This is a genomic window from Nocardioides sp. YIM 152588, assembly GCF_040191335.1.
Classification (GTDB): domain Bacteria; phylum Actinomycetota; class Actinomycetes; order Propionibacteriales; family Nocardioidaceae; genus Nocardioides.
On record NZ_JBEGDJ010000001.1, the window covers coordinates 157811 to 173267 of the forward strand.

Genomic DNA, 15457 nt, shown 5'->3' on the forward strand with positions numbered 1-15457 from the left:
GCTGGCTCAACATGCCCGAAACACGCGCTGTGTTTCATGGTGGTTGTCAGCAGTTCCTCGTAGAGAACGGATCGATGATGGACAGCACCACCACCCAGGCTCCGTTCCAGGTGATCCCCGACGCCTGGAAGAACCTCCCCAAGATGGACGAGCCGCAGTACGCCGGCACCGAGGGCTTCATCGCCGACGTGTACGAGAACCCCGCGGGCAGCGTGATGTGCAGCGGCTTCTTCGAGCTGAAGAACACCGACGAGCCCCTGCTCTACGAATACGACTACGACGAGATGAAGGTCGTCCTCGAGGGCGAGTTCCTCCTCGAGAACAAGGAGACCGGCCAGAGCATGGTCGCCCGCGCGAAGGACGCGATCTTCTTCCCGAAGGGCTCCAAGATCTACTTCTCGACCCCGTCGTACGCGCTCGCGTTCTACGCCGGCCACCGCGACGCCTCGCTGCTCTGATGCCGCGCCTGGAGCACACCAGCGTGCCGCTGTGGGCCGTTCCCGAGGGGGCGGCCCCGGCCGCACCCGACGCCACGGGGACCTCCTACCTGCTGGTCGGAGTCGGCGCCGAGGGCGAGCGCCAGGTGACCACCTGGGCCGACGCCCTCGACGGCGCCCCGGTCACGGTGGTCCTCGCCGAGGACCAGGCGGCCGCCGGTGTGCGCCTGGCGACGGCCCTCGCGTCGGCCCGCGTCGGCGTACGGATCCGGGTCGCCGGCCCGGTCGGCGACTGCCTCGCGCTGCGCGGCGTGGCCGTCCGCGCCGGGGTGGAGGACGACGAGCTCCACCTCGCGCCGACCTCCGGCGGTCCCGTCGCGGTGCAGTGCTGCCACTGCGGGGCGACCACCCCGTCCGAGAAGGGCATCGACGACGTCGTGAGCTGCACCGGCTGCGACCGTCGGCTGCTCGTCTACTACCACGTGTCGAGGCGCACCGGGACGTTCCTCGGCTTCCAGATCGACGCCGAGGAGGCAGTGTCGTGACCGGCACCCAGATCGAGCTCGTCGTGGCCGCGGTCGAGGAGTCCGCCCACGCGGTCCGCACCGTCCGGCTGGTCGCCCCCGACGGCGCCCCGCTGCCGTCGTTCGTCCCGGGCAGCCACCTGGTCGTCGACTGCGGGGGTCGCTCGAACGCGTACAGCCTCGTGGGCGAGTCCATCGCCCCGGCGGAGTACGCGATCTCGGTCCTCCTGGTCGAGGACGGGTCGGGCGGCTCCGCGTGGGTGCACGGCCTCGCCGCCGGGGACCGGGTGAGCGCACTGCGCCCGCGCAGCGCGTTCGCACCGATCGCCTCGGCGACCCGCCACCTGCTGGTGGCCGGCGGCATCGGGGTGACGCCGGTCGTCTCCCACCTGCGCGCCGCGCGCCACTGGGGCCGCGACGTCCAGGTGCTCTACGTCTTCCGCGAGGGCCACGGTGCCCACGTCGACGACGTCAAGGAGCTGGCCGGCGACGCGGCGGAGTTCTTCGGGGACCGCGTCGGCTTCACCGAACGGCTCCGGACCGTCCTGGCCGAGCAGCCGCTCGGCACCCACGTCTACGTCTGCGGCCCCGGCGCGATGATCGACGACGTCCTCGAGGCGGCCACCGAGGCCGGCTGGCCCGCCTCCCGCGTCCACTCCGAGCGGTTCGGGCTGGATGCGCTCGACCCCGGCGAGCCGTTCCGGGTCACCCTCACCGAGACGGGCACCGACGTCGAGGTGCCCTCGGGCACCAGCCTGCTCGAGGCGCTCGAGGGCGTCGGCCTCGACGTCCCGAACCTGTGCCGGCAGGGCGTCTGCGGCGAGTGCCGCATCCCTGTCTCCGCGGGCACCCCGCTGCACCGCGACCTGTACCTGACCGACGAGGAGAAGCAGGCGTGCGACGCGATCATGCCCTGCGTCTCCCGCGCCGACGGACCGACCCTGGAGGTTCCGCTCTGATGCCCCCGACCAGCACCGCCACCAGCACCGACGACCCGCTGGTGACCGGGTTCCCCTTCCCGTTCCCCGAGGACCGCTACCGCTACTCGACCAACGTCGAGCCCGCAGGCGGTGCCGTGGTCACGCCCGCCGGCCAGTGGGGCACCGCCGTGGTGGACATCGACGTCGAGTACGTCCGCGAGCTGGACGAGCGGCGCGAGATCCTGGCCCGGGACCCCGGGCGCCACGCCGTGCTGCCGCACATGCGCGGCGCGGCCTGGGACACGCTGCTCACGCTGATGCGGGAGATGGCCCTGACCAACCCGGACCAGATGACGCTCACCCGCGACCCGGGCGGCACCGGGGACGCGCACGCCTGGCGCTGGGAGAACCGGCTGCTCGGCGTCGTCCAGGACTTCCGGTACGGCGACGACGCGACCCTCCCGGACGAGCCGCTGGCCTACATCGCCAGCCAGGTCCAGGAGGACATCGTGCTGCTGGACCAGCGCAACGACGCCCTCTGGGGCGACGCGGGGGTGGTCACCTTCGCGGCGGACTGGAGCTTCGGCTTCGACGTGGGCATGAGCTTCCTGGAGATCCACGGCCCGGTGCCGCGGCTGCGCGAGCTCGGGGTGATCACGCGCGCCCACGAGTTCCTCAAGCGGCTCCAGCCGCACGAGCCCTACCGGCGCACCAACTGGACGCTCACCATCGGCCGCCGCCTCGACGTCTCCACCGAGCTCTACCCGGAGTGGGGCCCGGACCGGGAGATGATCCAGCACGTCGACGACGAGACCTTCGGCCGGCTGGTGCACCTCCGCGTCGAGGTGCAGCACCTGATCCGGCTGCCGGAGTCCGGTGCCATCTGCTTCCTCATCCGTACCTACATGCTGCCGCTGGAGCAGCTCGCCACGGTCGAGCCGTGGCGGGTGCGCGCCGCGACGGTGATCGCGGAGCTGCCCGAGGACATGGCCGACTACAAGGGGATCATCAAGTACCGGGACCGCGCCGCGGCCTGGTTGCTCGCCGCGGGGGAGTCCGCATGAGCGCCACTCCGACGATCGACACCTCGGCCCGCTCGTTCCTGGTGATCGCGATCGGGGCGGACGACGAGACGGCTCGGGTGGCCCGCGAGCGGACGGCGCTGGCCGAGGGCGTCGCGCCGACGACGCTGGCCGTGCTCGACGACATCGACGCCGACGCCGACCTCGCCACGCTGGAGGAGGTGGCCGGCGCCGCCCGGGTCGGCGTCCGGATCATCGTCGTCGGCGGTCGGTACGACGCCCACCGGGCGGTCGCGCTGCTGCGCGAGCACGGCGCGCTGCCGGTCGAGATCGAGGTCTGCGCCACGCACGCCGACGACCTGCCCGTCTACTGCGCCCACTGCCGCGCGATCCGCCGGGTCGTCGGCGAGCCCGGCGGCCTCGTCGAGTGCCCCGGCTGCGCACGCGTGCTGGAGGTGCACGACCTCCTCGCCACCGCGATGGGCTGCTACCTCGCATCCGACTCCCAGGCCCGAGAGGTGACCGAGTGACCGCCACGCTCCCGACCGGCCCCGACGGGCCGGTCCAGCTCAACCTGCACCGCCACGCCGCCTACCGCACCCAGGCCCGGTCGCTGCTGGTGACCGACGTGGTGCCGCTGACCGAGACGATCACGCACTTCCGGCTCGCCGCCGCCGACGGCGCCCCGCTGGCGTCGTACCAGCCCGGGAGCCACCTGGTGGTGACAGCGGGGGAGAAGCGCAACGCCTACTCGCTGGTCGGTGACGGCATGGCGCCGACGTCGTACGGCATCTCGGTGATGCGCCGCGGCGACGGCGGCGGCTCGGACTGGCTGCACGACCACCTGCGTCCGGGCGACCTGCTGGAGGTCGAGGGGCCGCGCTCGATGTTCGCGCCGATCCTCGACCAGCGTCACGCCCTGCTGGTCGCCGGCGGCATCGGCGTGACCCCCGTGCTCTCGCACGCGCGCGCGGTCGCGGCGCGCGGCGGCACCGCCGACATCGTCTACTCCTACCGGCCCGGCCACGCCGCGCACCTGGCGGAGCTGGCGGAGCTGGCCGAGGTGCCCGGCATCCGGCTCTTCGAGGCGACGACGGTCGAGGGCACCATCGCGCTGCTGAGGGAGCGCTTCGCCGACCAGCCGCTGGGCACCCACGCCTACGCGTGCGGCCCGATGCCCCTGCTGGACAGCTACCTGTCGCTCGCCGCGGACGCCGGCTGGCCGGACGCCCGCGTGCACCTGGAGCGGTTCACCGCACCCGAGCTCGACCCGGGCAGCCCGTTCACGGCGGTGGTCGCCTCGACGGGCGAGCGGCTCGAGGTCGCGCCGGGCGTCTCGCTGCTGGCGCGGCTGACCGAGGCCGGCTACCCGGTGCCCAGCCTGTGCCGCCAGGGCGTGTGCGGCGAGTGTCGCATCGGCCTGCGCGGCGCGCCGGGCGCGGACCTGGTCGAGCACCGCGACCTGGTGCTCAGCGACGAGGAGAAGGAGAGCGGGGACAGCATCCTGTGCTGCGTCTCGCGAGGAACGGACGGATCGACGATCGAGGTGGACCTGTGACCCTGCACGTGCCCGAGAGCCCCGAGAGCAACTCCCTGACGCCGCTCACGCCCGCCGCGGAGGCGTACCTGGCCCAGCCGGTGGACCACACCACCGGGCTGCCGTGGCCGTTCCCGGACGACCTCGACGCGTTCCGCTACACCGTGAACGTCGACCCCGCGATGACCCCGCGGCGTACGGCGGCGGGGGAGTGGGGCCGCGTGATCTGCGACCTCGGCGGCGCGGAGTACCCGGCGATCATGGCCGACCGGCGCAGGATCCTCGACGAGGACCCGCACCGGGTGAAGATGCGCCCGGGGATGGAGCTCGCGGCGTGGGACCTGCTGCTCTACTACCTGCGCGACCTCGACGCCTCCTACCCGGAGCTGATGCACCTCACCGAGGGCGTCGACGGCGACCCGCGCCGGTTCCACTGGCGCAACGACCTGCTCGGCACCGACCAGGCCTTCGTCCTCGGCGAGTGGGATTCGCTGCCCCGCGGCCCGTTCGACTTCCTGGCCCGCGAGGTCCCCGACGACCTGCTGCTGGTCACCGAGCGGGACGGCCGTCTCTACTTCGACGCCGGCGCGGTGACGTTCGCGGCCGCGTGGTCGGTCTCGTTCGACGTCGGCATGGACATGTACGAGATCCACCACAACGTCCCCGGGTTCAACGACACCGGGATCACGGCGCGGGCCGAGCAGTTCCTGCGGCGGGTCCCCGCCGACCAGGTGTTCCGCCGGGTGAACTGGACGCTGTCGGCGTCGGGGTCGCGCAAGCTGGACGTCAGCCTCGAGGAGCTCCCCGAGTGGGGAACCGACATCGCGGAGGTGATCCGGGACGAGGACTGGGGCGCCCTGCAGCTGCGCCTGGAGGTGGAGCACTTCATCCGGCTGCCGATGACCGGCACGGTCACCTTCAACATCCGGACGTACATGGCGTCGCTGGACGAGATCAAGGAGATCCCGGCGTGGGCCGCGCAGCTGGCAGGAGTGATCGAGGAGCTCCCCGAGGACCTGGCCGCCTACAAGGGCTTCCTCGACTACCGGCACCACGTGGTGCCGTACCTGCGCGCCTGACGCGGCCCGCAGCGCCCGAACCACAAACCTCATCACCGCGTAACGGGTTCGTAACACCCTCCCTGTCTACTAGGGGTGTACGGTGATTCAAGACAAGAAACGGAGACCGGACGTGGAGACACTGCGCGAGCTCGCTGAGCAGTCGGACACCAAGTTCATCCTCGCCCTGTTCGTCGACCTGCGGGGCAAGCCCTGCGCCAAGCTGGTCCCTGTCGAGGCCGTCGACGAGCTCGCGACCGACGGCGTCGGCTTCGCAGGATACGCCGTCGGCGCGCTGGGCCAGGAGCCGAAGGACCCGGACGTGATGGCGATCCCGGACGTGGAGTCGTTCACGCCGATCCCGTTCGTCAAGGAGGGCCTGGCGCTGGTCCACTGCGACCCGCACGTCGAGGGCAAGCCGTGGCCGTTCGCGCCGCGCAACATCCTCAAGAAGGTGATCGCCGAGGCGGCGGAGCTGGGCTTCAAGCCCTGGGTCGGCGCCGAGGTCGAGTACTTCCTGGTCCGCAAGAACGCCGACGGCTCGATCGTCACCGCGGACCCCGACGACACCGCCGACCAGCCGTGCTACGACGCCCGCGGCGTCTACCGGATGTACGACCACCTCACCTCGATCTCGTCGGCGATGAACCAGCTCGGCTGGGGCAACTACGCGAACGACCACGAGGACGGCAACGGTCAGTTCGAGCAGAACTTCAACTACGCCGACGCGCTCACGACGGCCGACCGCGTCGTCACGCTGCGCTACCTGCTGTCGGTCATGGCCGCGGAGCGCGGGATGATCGCCACCTTCATGCCCAAGCCGTTCGGCGACCGGACCGGCAGCGGCCTGCACCTCCACCTCTCGCTCACGGCCGCCGGCGACCCGGTGTTCCCGGGCGAGGAGTCCGACGCGCTGGGCCTCTCCGAGACCGCCTACAGCTTCGTGGCCGGGATCCTCGACCACGCCCAGGCCCTGCAGGGCCTCATCGCCCCGACGGTGAACTCCTACAAGCGCACCGGCGCCGTCTCCACGACGTCCGGCGCGTCCTGGGCGCCGCGCCGCCCGACGTACGGCGGCAACGACCGCACGCACTACATCCGGGTGCCCGACAACCAGCGGATCGAGATGCGCGGAGGCGACGCCTCGGCGAACCCCTACCTCGCGGTCGCCGGCGCGCTCGGCGCGGGCCTCGACGGCATCAAGCGCGGCGCGCACCCCGGTCCGGTCGGCAGCGGCCCCGAGAGGGAGCTGCCCAACACCCTCATCGAGGCCATCGACCTGATGCGCGCCGACGACGTGGTGAGCGGCGTCCTCGACGCCGCGGGTGAGGGCGTCGCCGACTACTTCGCCGACATCAAGCGGCGCGAGTTCATCGACTACCACGCCCAGGTCAGCGCCTGGGAGCTCGACCGCTACCTCACGGCCTTCTGATCACGGCCGTCTGAATCGACAGAGAGAAAGGACCACAGCTATGTGCGGCATCGTCGGTTTGCACCTGCGCAACCCCGATCTCCACCCTCGCCTCGGCGAGCTGCTCTCGGGCATGCTGTGCGAGATGCAGGACCGCGGCGCGGACTCCGCCGGCGTCGCCGTCTACGGGGACCCGACCTGGACCCCGCCCGGGCACGGTGCGGTCTCGCTGCTGGACGTCACCGCGACCGCCGAGGAGGTCGCCGCGGCCGTGACCGAGGAGCTGGGCTCCCCGGTCGCCGTGAAGGTGCTGGACGCGACGTACCTGCTCACCGCCGCGGCGGAGAGCGAGGCGCTCCTCGCGGCCGCCCGTGCGGCGGTGCCCGACGCACTCGTCGCCGGCTTCGGGGCCGACCTCGCCGTGCTCAAGGGCGTCGGCCACCCGCGCACCCTCTCGGACTCCTGGGGCCTCGCCGGCGCCCAGGGCTGGCAGGGCGTCGGGCACACCCGGATGGCGACCGAGTCCGCGGTGACGCCCTCGGGCGCCCACCCGTACGCCGTCGGCGTCGACCAGTGCCTCGTGCACAACGGCTCCTTCTCCAACCACGCCACCATCCGGCGCGAGCTGCGCGCGGCCGGCGTGGAGTTCGACAGCGAGAACGACACCGAGGTGGGCGCGCGGTTCGTGGCCCACCAACTCGCGCAGGGCAAGGACGTCGAGGTCGCGCTGAAGGAGCTGTGCGCGACCTTCGACGGCTTCTACACGCTGCTGGTCTCCAACCGCGACTCCTTCGCCGTGGTCCGCGACGCCATCGCGTGCAAGCCCGCGGTGATCGCCGAGACCGACGACTGGGTGGCGATGGCCAGCGAGTTCCGGGCGCTCGCCCACCTGCCCGGCGTGGAGTCCGCCCGGATCTGGGAGCCCGAGCCGGAGGTCATCTACGCCTGGACCCGCAGCACCGAGGGAGCATCCGCATGACCACCTATGACCTGACCGCGACGCCCCTGCGCGAGGTCAACACCGCCCTGCACGCCCCCGAGCTCGAGGGTGACATCACGATCGTGAACCCGTTCGGCGCGCACAACGTGGCCGTCGGGCTCAACGCCCCGGTCAAGGTCACCGTCGAGGGTCACGTCGGCTACTACGCGGCCGGCATGAACCAGCAGGCCGAGATCGTCATCGACGGCAACGCCGGCACCGGCGTGGCCGAGAACATGATGAGCGGCACCGTGGTGGTCAAGGGCAACGCCTCGCAGAGCGCCGGCGCCACCGCCCACGGCGGCCTGCTGGTCGTCGAGGGCGACGCGGCCGCCCGGTGCGGCATCTCGATGAAGGGCGTGGACATCGTGGTGGGCGGCAACGTCGGCCACAGCAGCGCCTTCATGGCCCAGGCCGGTCGCCTGGTCGTCCGCGGCGACGCCGGCGACGGTCTCGGCGACTCGATCTACGAGACCCGGATCTACGTCCGCGGCACCGTCGCCTCGCTGGGCGCCGACTGCGTGGCCAAGGAGATGGGTCCCGAGCACCTCGAGGAGCTCACCGGCCTGCTCAAGGCCGCCGGGTTCACCGAGGACGACCCGGCGTCGTACACCCGCTACGGCTCCGCCCGGTCCCTCTACCACTTCCACGTCGACAACACGGGGGCCTACTGATGAGCACCGACACCTGGGGCCTCCGCGAGAGCGCCACCTTCGACCGCGGCGCCATCGCCGCCATCCAGCGCGCCGCCGAGACCGGCATCTACGACATCCGCGGCTGGGGCGCCAAGCGCGCGCTGCCCCACTTCGACGACCTGCTCTTCCTCGGCGCCTCGATGTCGCGCTACCCGCTGGAGGGCTACCGCGAGAAGTGCGGCACCGACGTGGTGCTGGGCGGCCGGAACGCGAAGTACCCGCTGCACCTCGACACCCCGGTGACCATCGCCGGCATGTCCTTCGGTGCCCTCTCCGGACGCGCCAAGGAGGCCCTGGGCCGCGGCGCGTCCGAGGTCGGCACCTCCACCACCACCGGTGACGGCGGCATGACGCCGGAGGAGCGTGGCCAGTCCAAGCACCTCGTCTACCAGTACCTGCCCTCCCGCTACGGCATGAACCCCGACGACCTGCGCAAGGCCGACGCCATCGAGGTCGTGCTGGGCCAGGGCGCCAAGCCCGGCGGCGGCGGCATGCTGCTGGGCCAGAAGATCTCGGAGCGGGTCGCCGGGATGCGGACGCTGCCGCAGGGCATCGACCAGCGCAGCGCCTCCCGGCACCCGGACTGGACGGGCCCGGACGACCTCGCCATCAAGATCGCCGAGCTGCGCGAGATCACCGACTGGGAGAAGCCGATCTACGTCAAGGTCGGCGCCACGCGGACCTACTACGACACCAAGCTCGCGGTGCACTCCGGCGCCGACGTGGTCGTCGTGGACGGGATGCAGGGCGGCACCGCCGCCACCCAGGACGTCTTCATCGAGCACGTCGGGATCCCGACGCTGGCCGCCGTCCCGCAGGCCGTGCAGGCGCTGCAGGAGCTCGGCGTCCACCGCCAGGCGGAAGGCGGGGTCCAGCTGATCGTCTCCGGCGGCATCCGCACCGGCGCCGACGTGGCGAAGGCGATGGCGCTGGGTGCCGACGCCGTGGCGATCGGCACCGCGGCGCTGATCGCGCTCGGCGACAACGACCCGAAGTACGCCGCCGAGTACGAGAAGATCGGCTCCGCCGCCGGCTTCTACGACGACTTCCAGGACGGCAGGGACCCGGCCGGCATCACCACGCAGGACCCCGAGCTGGCCGCCCGGTTCGACCCGGTCGAGGGCGGTCGCCGGCTCGCGAACTACCTGCGCGTGCTGACCATGGAGGCGCAGACCATCGCACGCGCCTGCGGCAAGGCACACCTGACGCACCTCGAGCCCGAGGACCTGGTCGCGGTCACGATCGAGGCCGCCGCGATGGCCCGCGTGCCGCTCGCCGGCACCAGCTGGATCCCCGGCCAGGGCGGCTTCTGAGCCCTGATGGACGCAGCGGACGCGGCGGGAGGGCCGGTGGTGGTCGACGCCACCACGCTCCCGCCGCGCCCGTGGCACAACGGCGCCGGCACCACCCGTCAGGTCTGGACCGCGCCCGGGTGGCGGCTCAGCATCGCCGACCTCACCACGCCCGGCCCGTTCTCCGACCTGCCCGGGGTCGACCGCGTGCATGTGCCGCTCGGCGGCGCGTACACGCTGGCGGTCGACGGCCGGCCGGTCGCGGCGCGGGCGCTGGAGCCGATCGCGTTCCCCGGCGAGGCGGCCGTCTCGCTCGACGACCTGCCCGCACCGACCCGGGCGCTGAACCTGATGGTGTGGCGCGACCACGGCCGCGGCGAGGTGCGGGTGACCCGCCACGACGGCGCGGTCACCTGGCCGTCCGCGGTCCGTGCCGTCGTACTGGTGGCGGGTGGGGCGTCCCTCCCCGGCGCCACCGATCCGCTTCCCGCCCCGACCGCCGTGGTCGCCGGCGAAGCACCCCTCACCCTCGACCTCCACGACGCCACCGTCGCCGAGATCCACCTGCGCATCCACTAGGAGAAGTCCCATGTCCAGCAACCGAGTCATCGTCGTCGGCGGCGGCCTGATCGGGCTCTCGATCGCCCGCGCCCTCACCGAGCGCGGCATCGAGGACGTGCTCGTCCTCGAGCGCAGCAGCCTGGCCAGCGGTGGCACCGGCAAGTCCAGCGGCATCGTCCGCGCCCACTACGGGGTGCCCTCGATCGCGGCGATGGCCTGGCGCGGGGTGCCGCTGTTCGAGAAGCTCGGCGACGCCGTCGGGTTCCGCCAGGTCGGCTACAGCGTCATCGTCGGGGAGGAGAACGAGGCCGCGCTGCGGGCCAACATCGCCGCGCAGCAGGCCCTCGGCATCGAGGCGGAGATGCTCGACGTCGACCGGTTCGCGCAGATGTGGCCGATGATGAACGTCGACGACGTGGCCGCGGTCGGCTACGAGGCACGCGGCGGCTACGCGGACGCCACCCAGCTCGCGCTCTACTTCGGGCAGCTCGCCCGGGACAAGGGCGCTCGGGTCCGGCAGAACACGCCCGTCTCGCGGCTGCTCACCGAGGGGGACAAGGTCACCGGCGTCGAGCTGGCCTCCGGCGAGGTGCTCGAGGCCGACACGGTGATCGTCGCCGCCGGCTGGTGGTCCGCGAAGCTGCTCGCCGACATCGGCGTCGACTTCCCCGTCGAGGGCTACCGCTCCGAGCTGCTGATCGTCGACGCCGGCGTGCCGCTGGTCGACCTGCCGGTCGTCTCGGACCTCGTCAGCCTGCAGTACTGCCGGATCGAGGGCACCGGCCAGTTCCTCGTCGGCAACAGCGACCACGAGGAGCCCGAGAACAAGTTCGTCGACCCCGACCACTACTCCAACATCGCCAGCGAGGCGAGCATCGAGAAGTACGCCGAGAAGGTCATGCACCGGTTCCCCGGCTTCCCGGACCCCTCGATCACGCACTCCTACGCCGGCGTCTACGACGTGCCGCCGGACTGGAACCCGGTGATCGCGCCCGTCGGCCCCGCCGGCCTGGTGCTCGCCGCGGGCTTCGCGGGTCACGGGTTCAAGATCAGCCCGGCCGTGGGCGACCTGGTCGCCGACCTGCTGCTCGAGGGCGACAGCACCGACTCCGACATCCCCGCCGCCGACTTCCGGCTGGAGCGGTTCGCCGAGGGGCGGCCGCTGAGCAGCCAGCACCCGTACGTGGGCGCGGGGGAGATGCGGTGACCCCGGGCTCGGGCGTCGGCTCCGGGGACACCGTCGCGGGCCTGCTGGCCGAGATCGGCGACATCGGCCTCGACCCGGTCCGCGGGGGCTACTCCCGGCCGGTGCTCTCCACGGCGGAGCTCGACTTGCGCGAGTGGTTCCTGGCCCACGCCGGCAAGCGGGGGCTCGACGTGGAGACCGACCGCAACGGCGTGCTGTGGGCCTGGCACGCGCCCTCGGGATCCCGGGACGGCGCGGTGGTCACCGGGTCCCACCTGGACTCGGTCCCCGGAGGCGGCGCGTACGACGGCCCGCTCGGCGTCGCGTCCGCGCTCGTCGCCTTCGACCGGCTCGCCGCGCGCGGCGTCGGCGGCGCTGACGCACCGGCGCGCGCCATCGCGGTCTTCCCGGAGGAGGAGGGCTCACGCTTCGGCGTCGCCTGCCTCGGCTCCCGCCTGATGGCCGGCGCGATCACGCCGGAGCGGGCGCTGGGGCTGCGCGACGCCGACGGCACCACCTACGCCGACGCGCTGCGCGCTAGCGGCGCGGACCCGCGGCACGTCGGTGTCGACCGGGACGCGCTCGGGCGGATCGGCGCCTTCGTCGAGCTGCACGTCGAGCAGGGGCGGGGCCTGGTCGACCTCGACCAGCCGGTCGCGATCGGCTCGTCGATCCTCGGCCACGGTCGCTGGCGGGTCAGCATCGCCGGCGTCGGCAACCACGCGGGCACGACCCTGATGGCCGACCGCCGTGACCCGATGGTCGCCGCGGCACAGCTGGTCCTCGCCGTGCAGCGCCTCGCCCGCGCCGTGCCGGACGCGCGCGCCACCGTCGGCCGGCTGGTGCCGGTCCCCGGCGGCACCAACGTGATCGCCTCCCGCGTCGACCTCTGGCTCGACGTCCGACACCCCGACGACGCGACGACGCTCGGCCTGGTCGAGCAGGTGCGGCACGCCGCCGACGCGGCAGCCGCGGAGCAGGGGTGCACCGCCGCGCTGACGGAGGAGTCCTTCAGCGCCACCGTCGACTTCGACGCGGCGCTGCGCGACGAGCTGCGCGGCGTACTGCCGGAGGCGCCGGTGCTGGCCACCGGAGCCGGGCACGACGCCGGCGTGCTCAAGGAGCACGTCCCGACCGCGATGCTCTTCGTCCGGAATCCGTCCGGCGTCTCGCACGCGCCGGAGGAGCATGCCGAGGACGCCGACGCGGAGGCGGGCGCGGAGGCGCTGGCCGCCGCGCTGGAACATCTGCTCACCCGACGGACGAGGGGGCTCTAGGCTCATGTGCATGGCAGAGGCCCCCAGCGAGCGCGACGACCTGATCCGCAACGTCGCCGGCATCGCTCGCGACCGCGTGCGCGGTGACACCGGGGACGACCTGGAGCTCGAGGAGGCGATCGCGCAGAACGTGCGCGCGCTGCGCCTGCGCTACGACCTGTCGGTGACGGAGTTGGCCGACCGGATCGGCATCTCCAAGGCGATGCTCTCCAAGATCGAGAACGCCCAGACCTCCTGCAGCCTCAACACGCTCTCGCGGCTCGCCCAGGGGCTCGACGTACCGGTCACGGCGCTGATCCGCGGCGCGGACGCGGAGCGCGAGGCGTCGTTCACCAAGTCGGGGTCGGGCCCGACGATCACGCGCAACGGGACGAAGCAGGGCCACTCCTACGAGCTGCTCGGCGCGCTGCGCGGCGAGCACAAGCGCCTGGAGTGCCTGATGGTGACGCTGACCGAGGACAGCGAGGTGTACCCGATGTTCCAGCACCCGGGCACCGAGTTCCTGCACATGGTCGAGGGCGTCATGGACTACGGCCACGGCCGCTCGGTCTACCGGATGTCGCCCGGCGACTCGCTCACCCTGGACGGTGAGGGCGCGCACGGCCCGGTGCGGCTGATCGAGCTGCCGATCCGCTTCCTCTCGGTGGTCGCGTTCCCCGACGGGATCTGAGCCACCTGCGGCAGCGCTGCCGAGCCGACCGCTGCCGCACCGAACGCCGGTCACCCGGGGCCTGAAAACCCCCACGGTGACCGGCGTTGTTGTGCTACCGGGAGTAGACGCCGTTCATTGGCAGTGTTCATGGATCCGTAACAACGCGTTGACCATCGGGCGCCACTGCGTCAATAGCGTTCTCGCATCGCCGGCCAGTGTTGCCCGGGCTTGTCTTGCTGTCCCAGATGTGGAGGTCCACGTGGATCCCGATTTGCACTATCTCGTCATCAATGACCTCTTCTACTGGATCTCGATCGCCCTGATGATCTCGATCCACGCCGGCTTCCTCGCCTACGAGGTCGGTGCGTCGCGTTCGAAGAACGTGCTCGCCTCGGCGATGAAGAACCTGCTGACGTTCTCGGTCGTCATCGCCACCTTCTTCTTCTTCGGCTGGTGGTTCTACAACGCGTTCTACGAGTTCCCCTTCGGTGGCCTCGACCTCGAGACCGCGAAGGCCGCGCTCCCGTGGAGCGACTCGATGGGCCCGGCCAACCAGGACTACACCGGCATCTTCTGGGGTGCCTTCGCGCTCTTCGCCGCCACCACCGGCTCGATCATGTCCGGTGCCGTGCTGGAGCGGATCCGCACCAGCTCCTTCCTGATCCTGACCGCCGTGCTCGGGTCGGTCGTCTGGATCATCGGTGCCGCGTGGGGCTGGCACGGTGCCGGCTGGCTGCTCACCGAGTGGGGTTGGCACGACTTCGGCGCCGCGGGCTGCGTGCACCTCGTCGCCGGCGCCTTCACCCTCGGCGTGCTGATCAACCTCGGCCCGCGGATCGGCCGCTTCGTCAACGGCAAGGCCGTCACCATCCCGCCGCACAACCTGCCGCTGACCATGCTCGGCCTGTTCCTGATCTTCATCGGCTTCTTCGGCTTCCTGATGGGCTGCGTGATCTTCGACAACGAGGGCATGTTCTCGATCTTCGGCAACCCGACCAACCTCTCGGCGGTCGCGTTCAGCACGCTGATGGGCCTCGCGGGCGGCATCCTCGGTGCGTACATGTCCTCGAAGGGTGAGCCCTTCTGGACCATCTCCGGCGGCCTGGCCGGCGTCATCTCGGTGGCACCGGGCATGGACCTGTACCACCCGGCGCTGGCGTTCATCATCGCCCTCGTCGGTGGCGCGCTGATCCCCTACATGGGCAAGCTCATCGAGAAGTTCGAGATCGACGACGTCGTCGGCGCCGTCACCGTCCACGGCGGCTGCGCGGTCTACGGCCTGGTCGTCTCCGGCTTCGTGCTCTGGGGCTACCCGAACGTCGGCGACCTGCCGGCGATCAACCCGCTGGGCCAGATCGGCGGCATGCTCGTGATGGCGGCCCTCGGCTTTATCCCGGGCTACCTGATCTCGCTGCTGCTGAAGCAGTTCGGCATGCTGCGGATCCCGGCCGAGGTCGAGGTCGCGGGTCTGGACCTCTCCGAGGTCCCGGCCACCCCGTACCCCGAGGGCATCCCGGTCACCGTCACCCGCGTCACCGTCACTGAGGAGTACAACTGATGAGCCCGATCGACAGCTGGGACGAGGTCGACGGCCTGTTCGCCGTCTTCACCGGCGCTGGCACCGCGTGGCCCGTGATCTTCACCATCGTCGCCGTGCTGCTGTTCATCGGCTTCCTGGTGCGGATGATCCAGCACGAGAACCACGCGTACGCGCAGATGATCAACCACGAGCCGGTCGAGTCCGGCCCTGCGGCCGAGGGCGAGCCCCCGGTCTTCTGAGGCACCTGCCGTTGAGGCACTAGCCGACGCGTACGGCGGCCCGCTCACCGAGAGGTGGGCGGGCCGTCGTCGTACGTGCCGGGTGGGGCACCATGGGGGAGTCGGGAATAGCCGGCACGAGCCTGCG

General features: G+C 71.8%; 17 protein-coding genes. All 17 read left to right on the forward strand.

The genetic code is table 11. The annotated features are described in order from the left end of the window. Nucleotides 1–74 precede the first annotated feature (74 nt). The 17 genes from ABLM29_RS00825 (at nt 75) to ABLM29_RS00905 (ending at nt 15330) form a co-directional block, all read left to right on the forward strand. The gene (locus ABLM29_RS00825; protein WP_349711506.1) at nt 75–458 is read left to right on the forward strand and encodes a cupin domain-containing protein; all 384 of its coding nucleotides are present in this window, start codon (nt 75–77) and stop codon (nt 456–458) included. Next, a complete protein-coding gene (locus ABLM29_RS00830; RefSeq protein ID WP_349711508.1) occupies nt 458–982 on the forward strand; it encodes a dimethylamine monooxygenase subunit DmmA family protein in 525 nt (174 codons plus the stop codon). Before ABLM29_RS00825 ends, ABLM29_RS00830 begins: the two co-directional genes overlap by 1 nt. Continuing rightward, nucleotides 979–1920 carry a PDR/VanB family oxidoreductase gene (locus ABLM29_RS00835; RefSeq protein WP_349711509.1) on the forward strand — a complete coding sequence of 314 codons (942 nt, stop codon included), beginning with the start codon at nt 979–981 and terminating at the stop codon, nt 1918–1920. Before ABLM29_RS00830 ends, ABLM29_RS00835 begins: the two co-directional genes overlap by 4 nt. Then, a complete protein-coding gene (locus ABLM29_RS00840; RefSeq protein ID WP_349711510.1) occupies nt 1920–2945 on the forward strand; it encodes a heme-dependent oxidative N-demethylase family protein in 1026 nt (341 codons plus the stop codon). The genes ABLM29_RS00835 and ABLM29_RS00840 overlap by 1 nt, the downstream gene beginning before the upstream one ends. Further along, nucleotides 2942–3433: a dimethylamine monooxygenase subunit DmmA family protein gene (locus tag ABLM29_RS00845; protein ID WP_349711511.1), complete on the forward strand. Its 492-nt coding sequence runs from the start codon at nt 2942–2944 to the stop codon at nt 3431–3433. The genes ABLM29_RS00840 and ABLM29_RS00845 overlap by 4 nt, the downstream gene beginning before the upstream one ends. Next, a complete protein-coding gene (locus tag ABLM29_RS00850; protein ID WP_349711512.1) occupies nt 3430–4461 on the forward strand; it encodes a PDR/VanB family oxidoreductase in 1032 nt (343 codons plus the stop codon). Before ABLM29_RS00845 ends, ABLM29_RS00850 begins: the two co-directional genes overlap by 4 nt. Then, nucleotides 4458–5519, forward strand: a complete 1062-nt coding sequence (locus ABLM29_RS00855; protein WP_349711513.1) for a heme-dependent oxidative N-demethylase family protein — start codon at nt 4458–4460, stop codon at nt 5517–5519. Before ABLM29_RS00850 ends, ABLM29_RS00855 begins: the two co-directional genes overlap by 4 nt. Nucleotides 5520–5631: 112 nt before the next feature. Beyond that, on the forward strand, nt 5632–6930 hold the full coding sequence (glnT, locus tag ABLM29_RS00860; RefSeq protein WP_349711514.1) for a type III glutamate--ammonia ligase: 1299 nt from the start codon (nt 5632–5634) through the stop codon (nt 6928–6930). 40 nt (nt 6931–6970) lie between these two features. Further along, the gene (locus ABLM29_RS00865; protein WP_349711516.1) at nt 6971–7888 is read left to right on the forward strand and encodes a class II glutamine amidotransferase domain-containing protein; all 918 of its coding nucleotides are present in this window, start codon (nt 6971–6973) and stop codon (nt 7886–7888) included. After that, on the forward strand, nt 7885–8562 hold the full coding sequence (locus tag ABLM29_RS00870) for a hypothetical protein (RefSeq protein WP_349711518.1): 678 nt from the start codon (nt 7885–7887) through the stop codon (nt 8560–8562). The genes ABLM29_RS00865 and ABLM29_RS00870 overlap by 4 nt, the downstream gene beginning before the upstream one ends. Continuing rightward, nucleotides 8562–9896, forward strand: coding sequence for an FMN-binding glutamate synthase family protein (locus ABLM29_RS00875; protein ID WP_349711519.1), 1335 nt, complete (start codon nt 8562–8564; stop codon nt 9894–9896). Before ABLM29_RS00870 ends, ABLM29_RS00875 begins: the two co-directional genes overlap by 1 nt. Nucleotides 9897–9902: 6 nt before the next feature. Then, nucleotides 9903–10454 carry a HutD/Ves family protein gene (locus ABLM29_RS00880; RefSeq protein ID WP_349711521.1) on the forward strand — a complete coding sequence of 184 codons (552 nt, stop codon included), beginning with the start codon at nt 9903–9905 and terminating at the stop codon, nt 10452–10454. Between the two features lie 10 nt (nt 10455–10464). Further along, entirely contained in the window at nt 10465–11643 is a 1179-nt protein-coding gene (locus ABLM29_RS00885; RefSeq protein ID WP_349711523.1) for an NAD(P)/FAD-dependent oxidoreductase, read from the forward strand. Then, nucleotides 11640–12899 (forward strand): allantoate amidohydrolase, encoded by a 1260-nt coding sequence (locus ABLM29_RS00890; protein ID WP_349711525.1) that lies wholly within the window; start codon nt 11640–11642, stop codon nt 12897–12899. Before ABLM29_RS00885 ends, ABLM29_RS00890 begins: the two co-directional genes overlap by 4 nt. 10 nt (nt 12900–12909) lie before the next feature. Then, nucleotides 12910–13569 carry a helix-turn-helix domain-containing protein gene (locus ABLM29_RS00895; protein ID WP_349711526.1) on the forward strand — a complete coding sequence of 220 codons (660 nt, stop codon included), beginning with the start codon at nt 12910–12912 and terminating at the stop codon, nt 13567–13569. A 253-nt stretch (nt 13570–13822) separates the two neighbouring features. Then, nucleotides 13823–15109, forward strand: coding sequence for an ammonium transporter (locus ABLM29_RS00900; protein WP_349711527.1), 1287 nt, complete (start codon nt 13823–13825; stop codon nt 15107–15109). Next, nucleotides 15109–15330, forward strand: coding sequence for a hypothetical protein (locus ABLM29_RS00905; protein WP_349711530.1), 222 nt, complete (start codon nt 15109–15111; stop codon nt 15328–15330). The genes ABLM29_RS00900 and ABLM29_RS00905 overlap by 1 nt, the downstream gene beginning before the upstream one ends. The last annotated feature ends 127 nt before the right edge of the window (nt 15331–15457 follow it).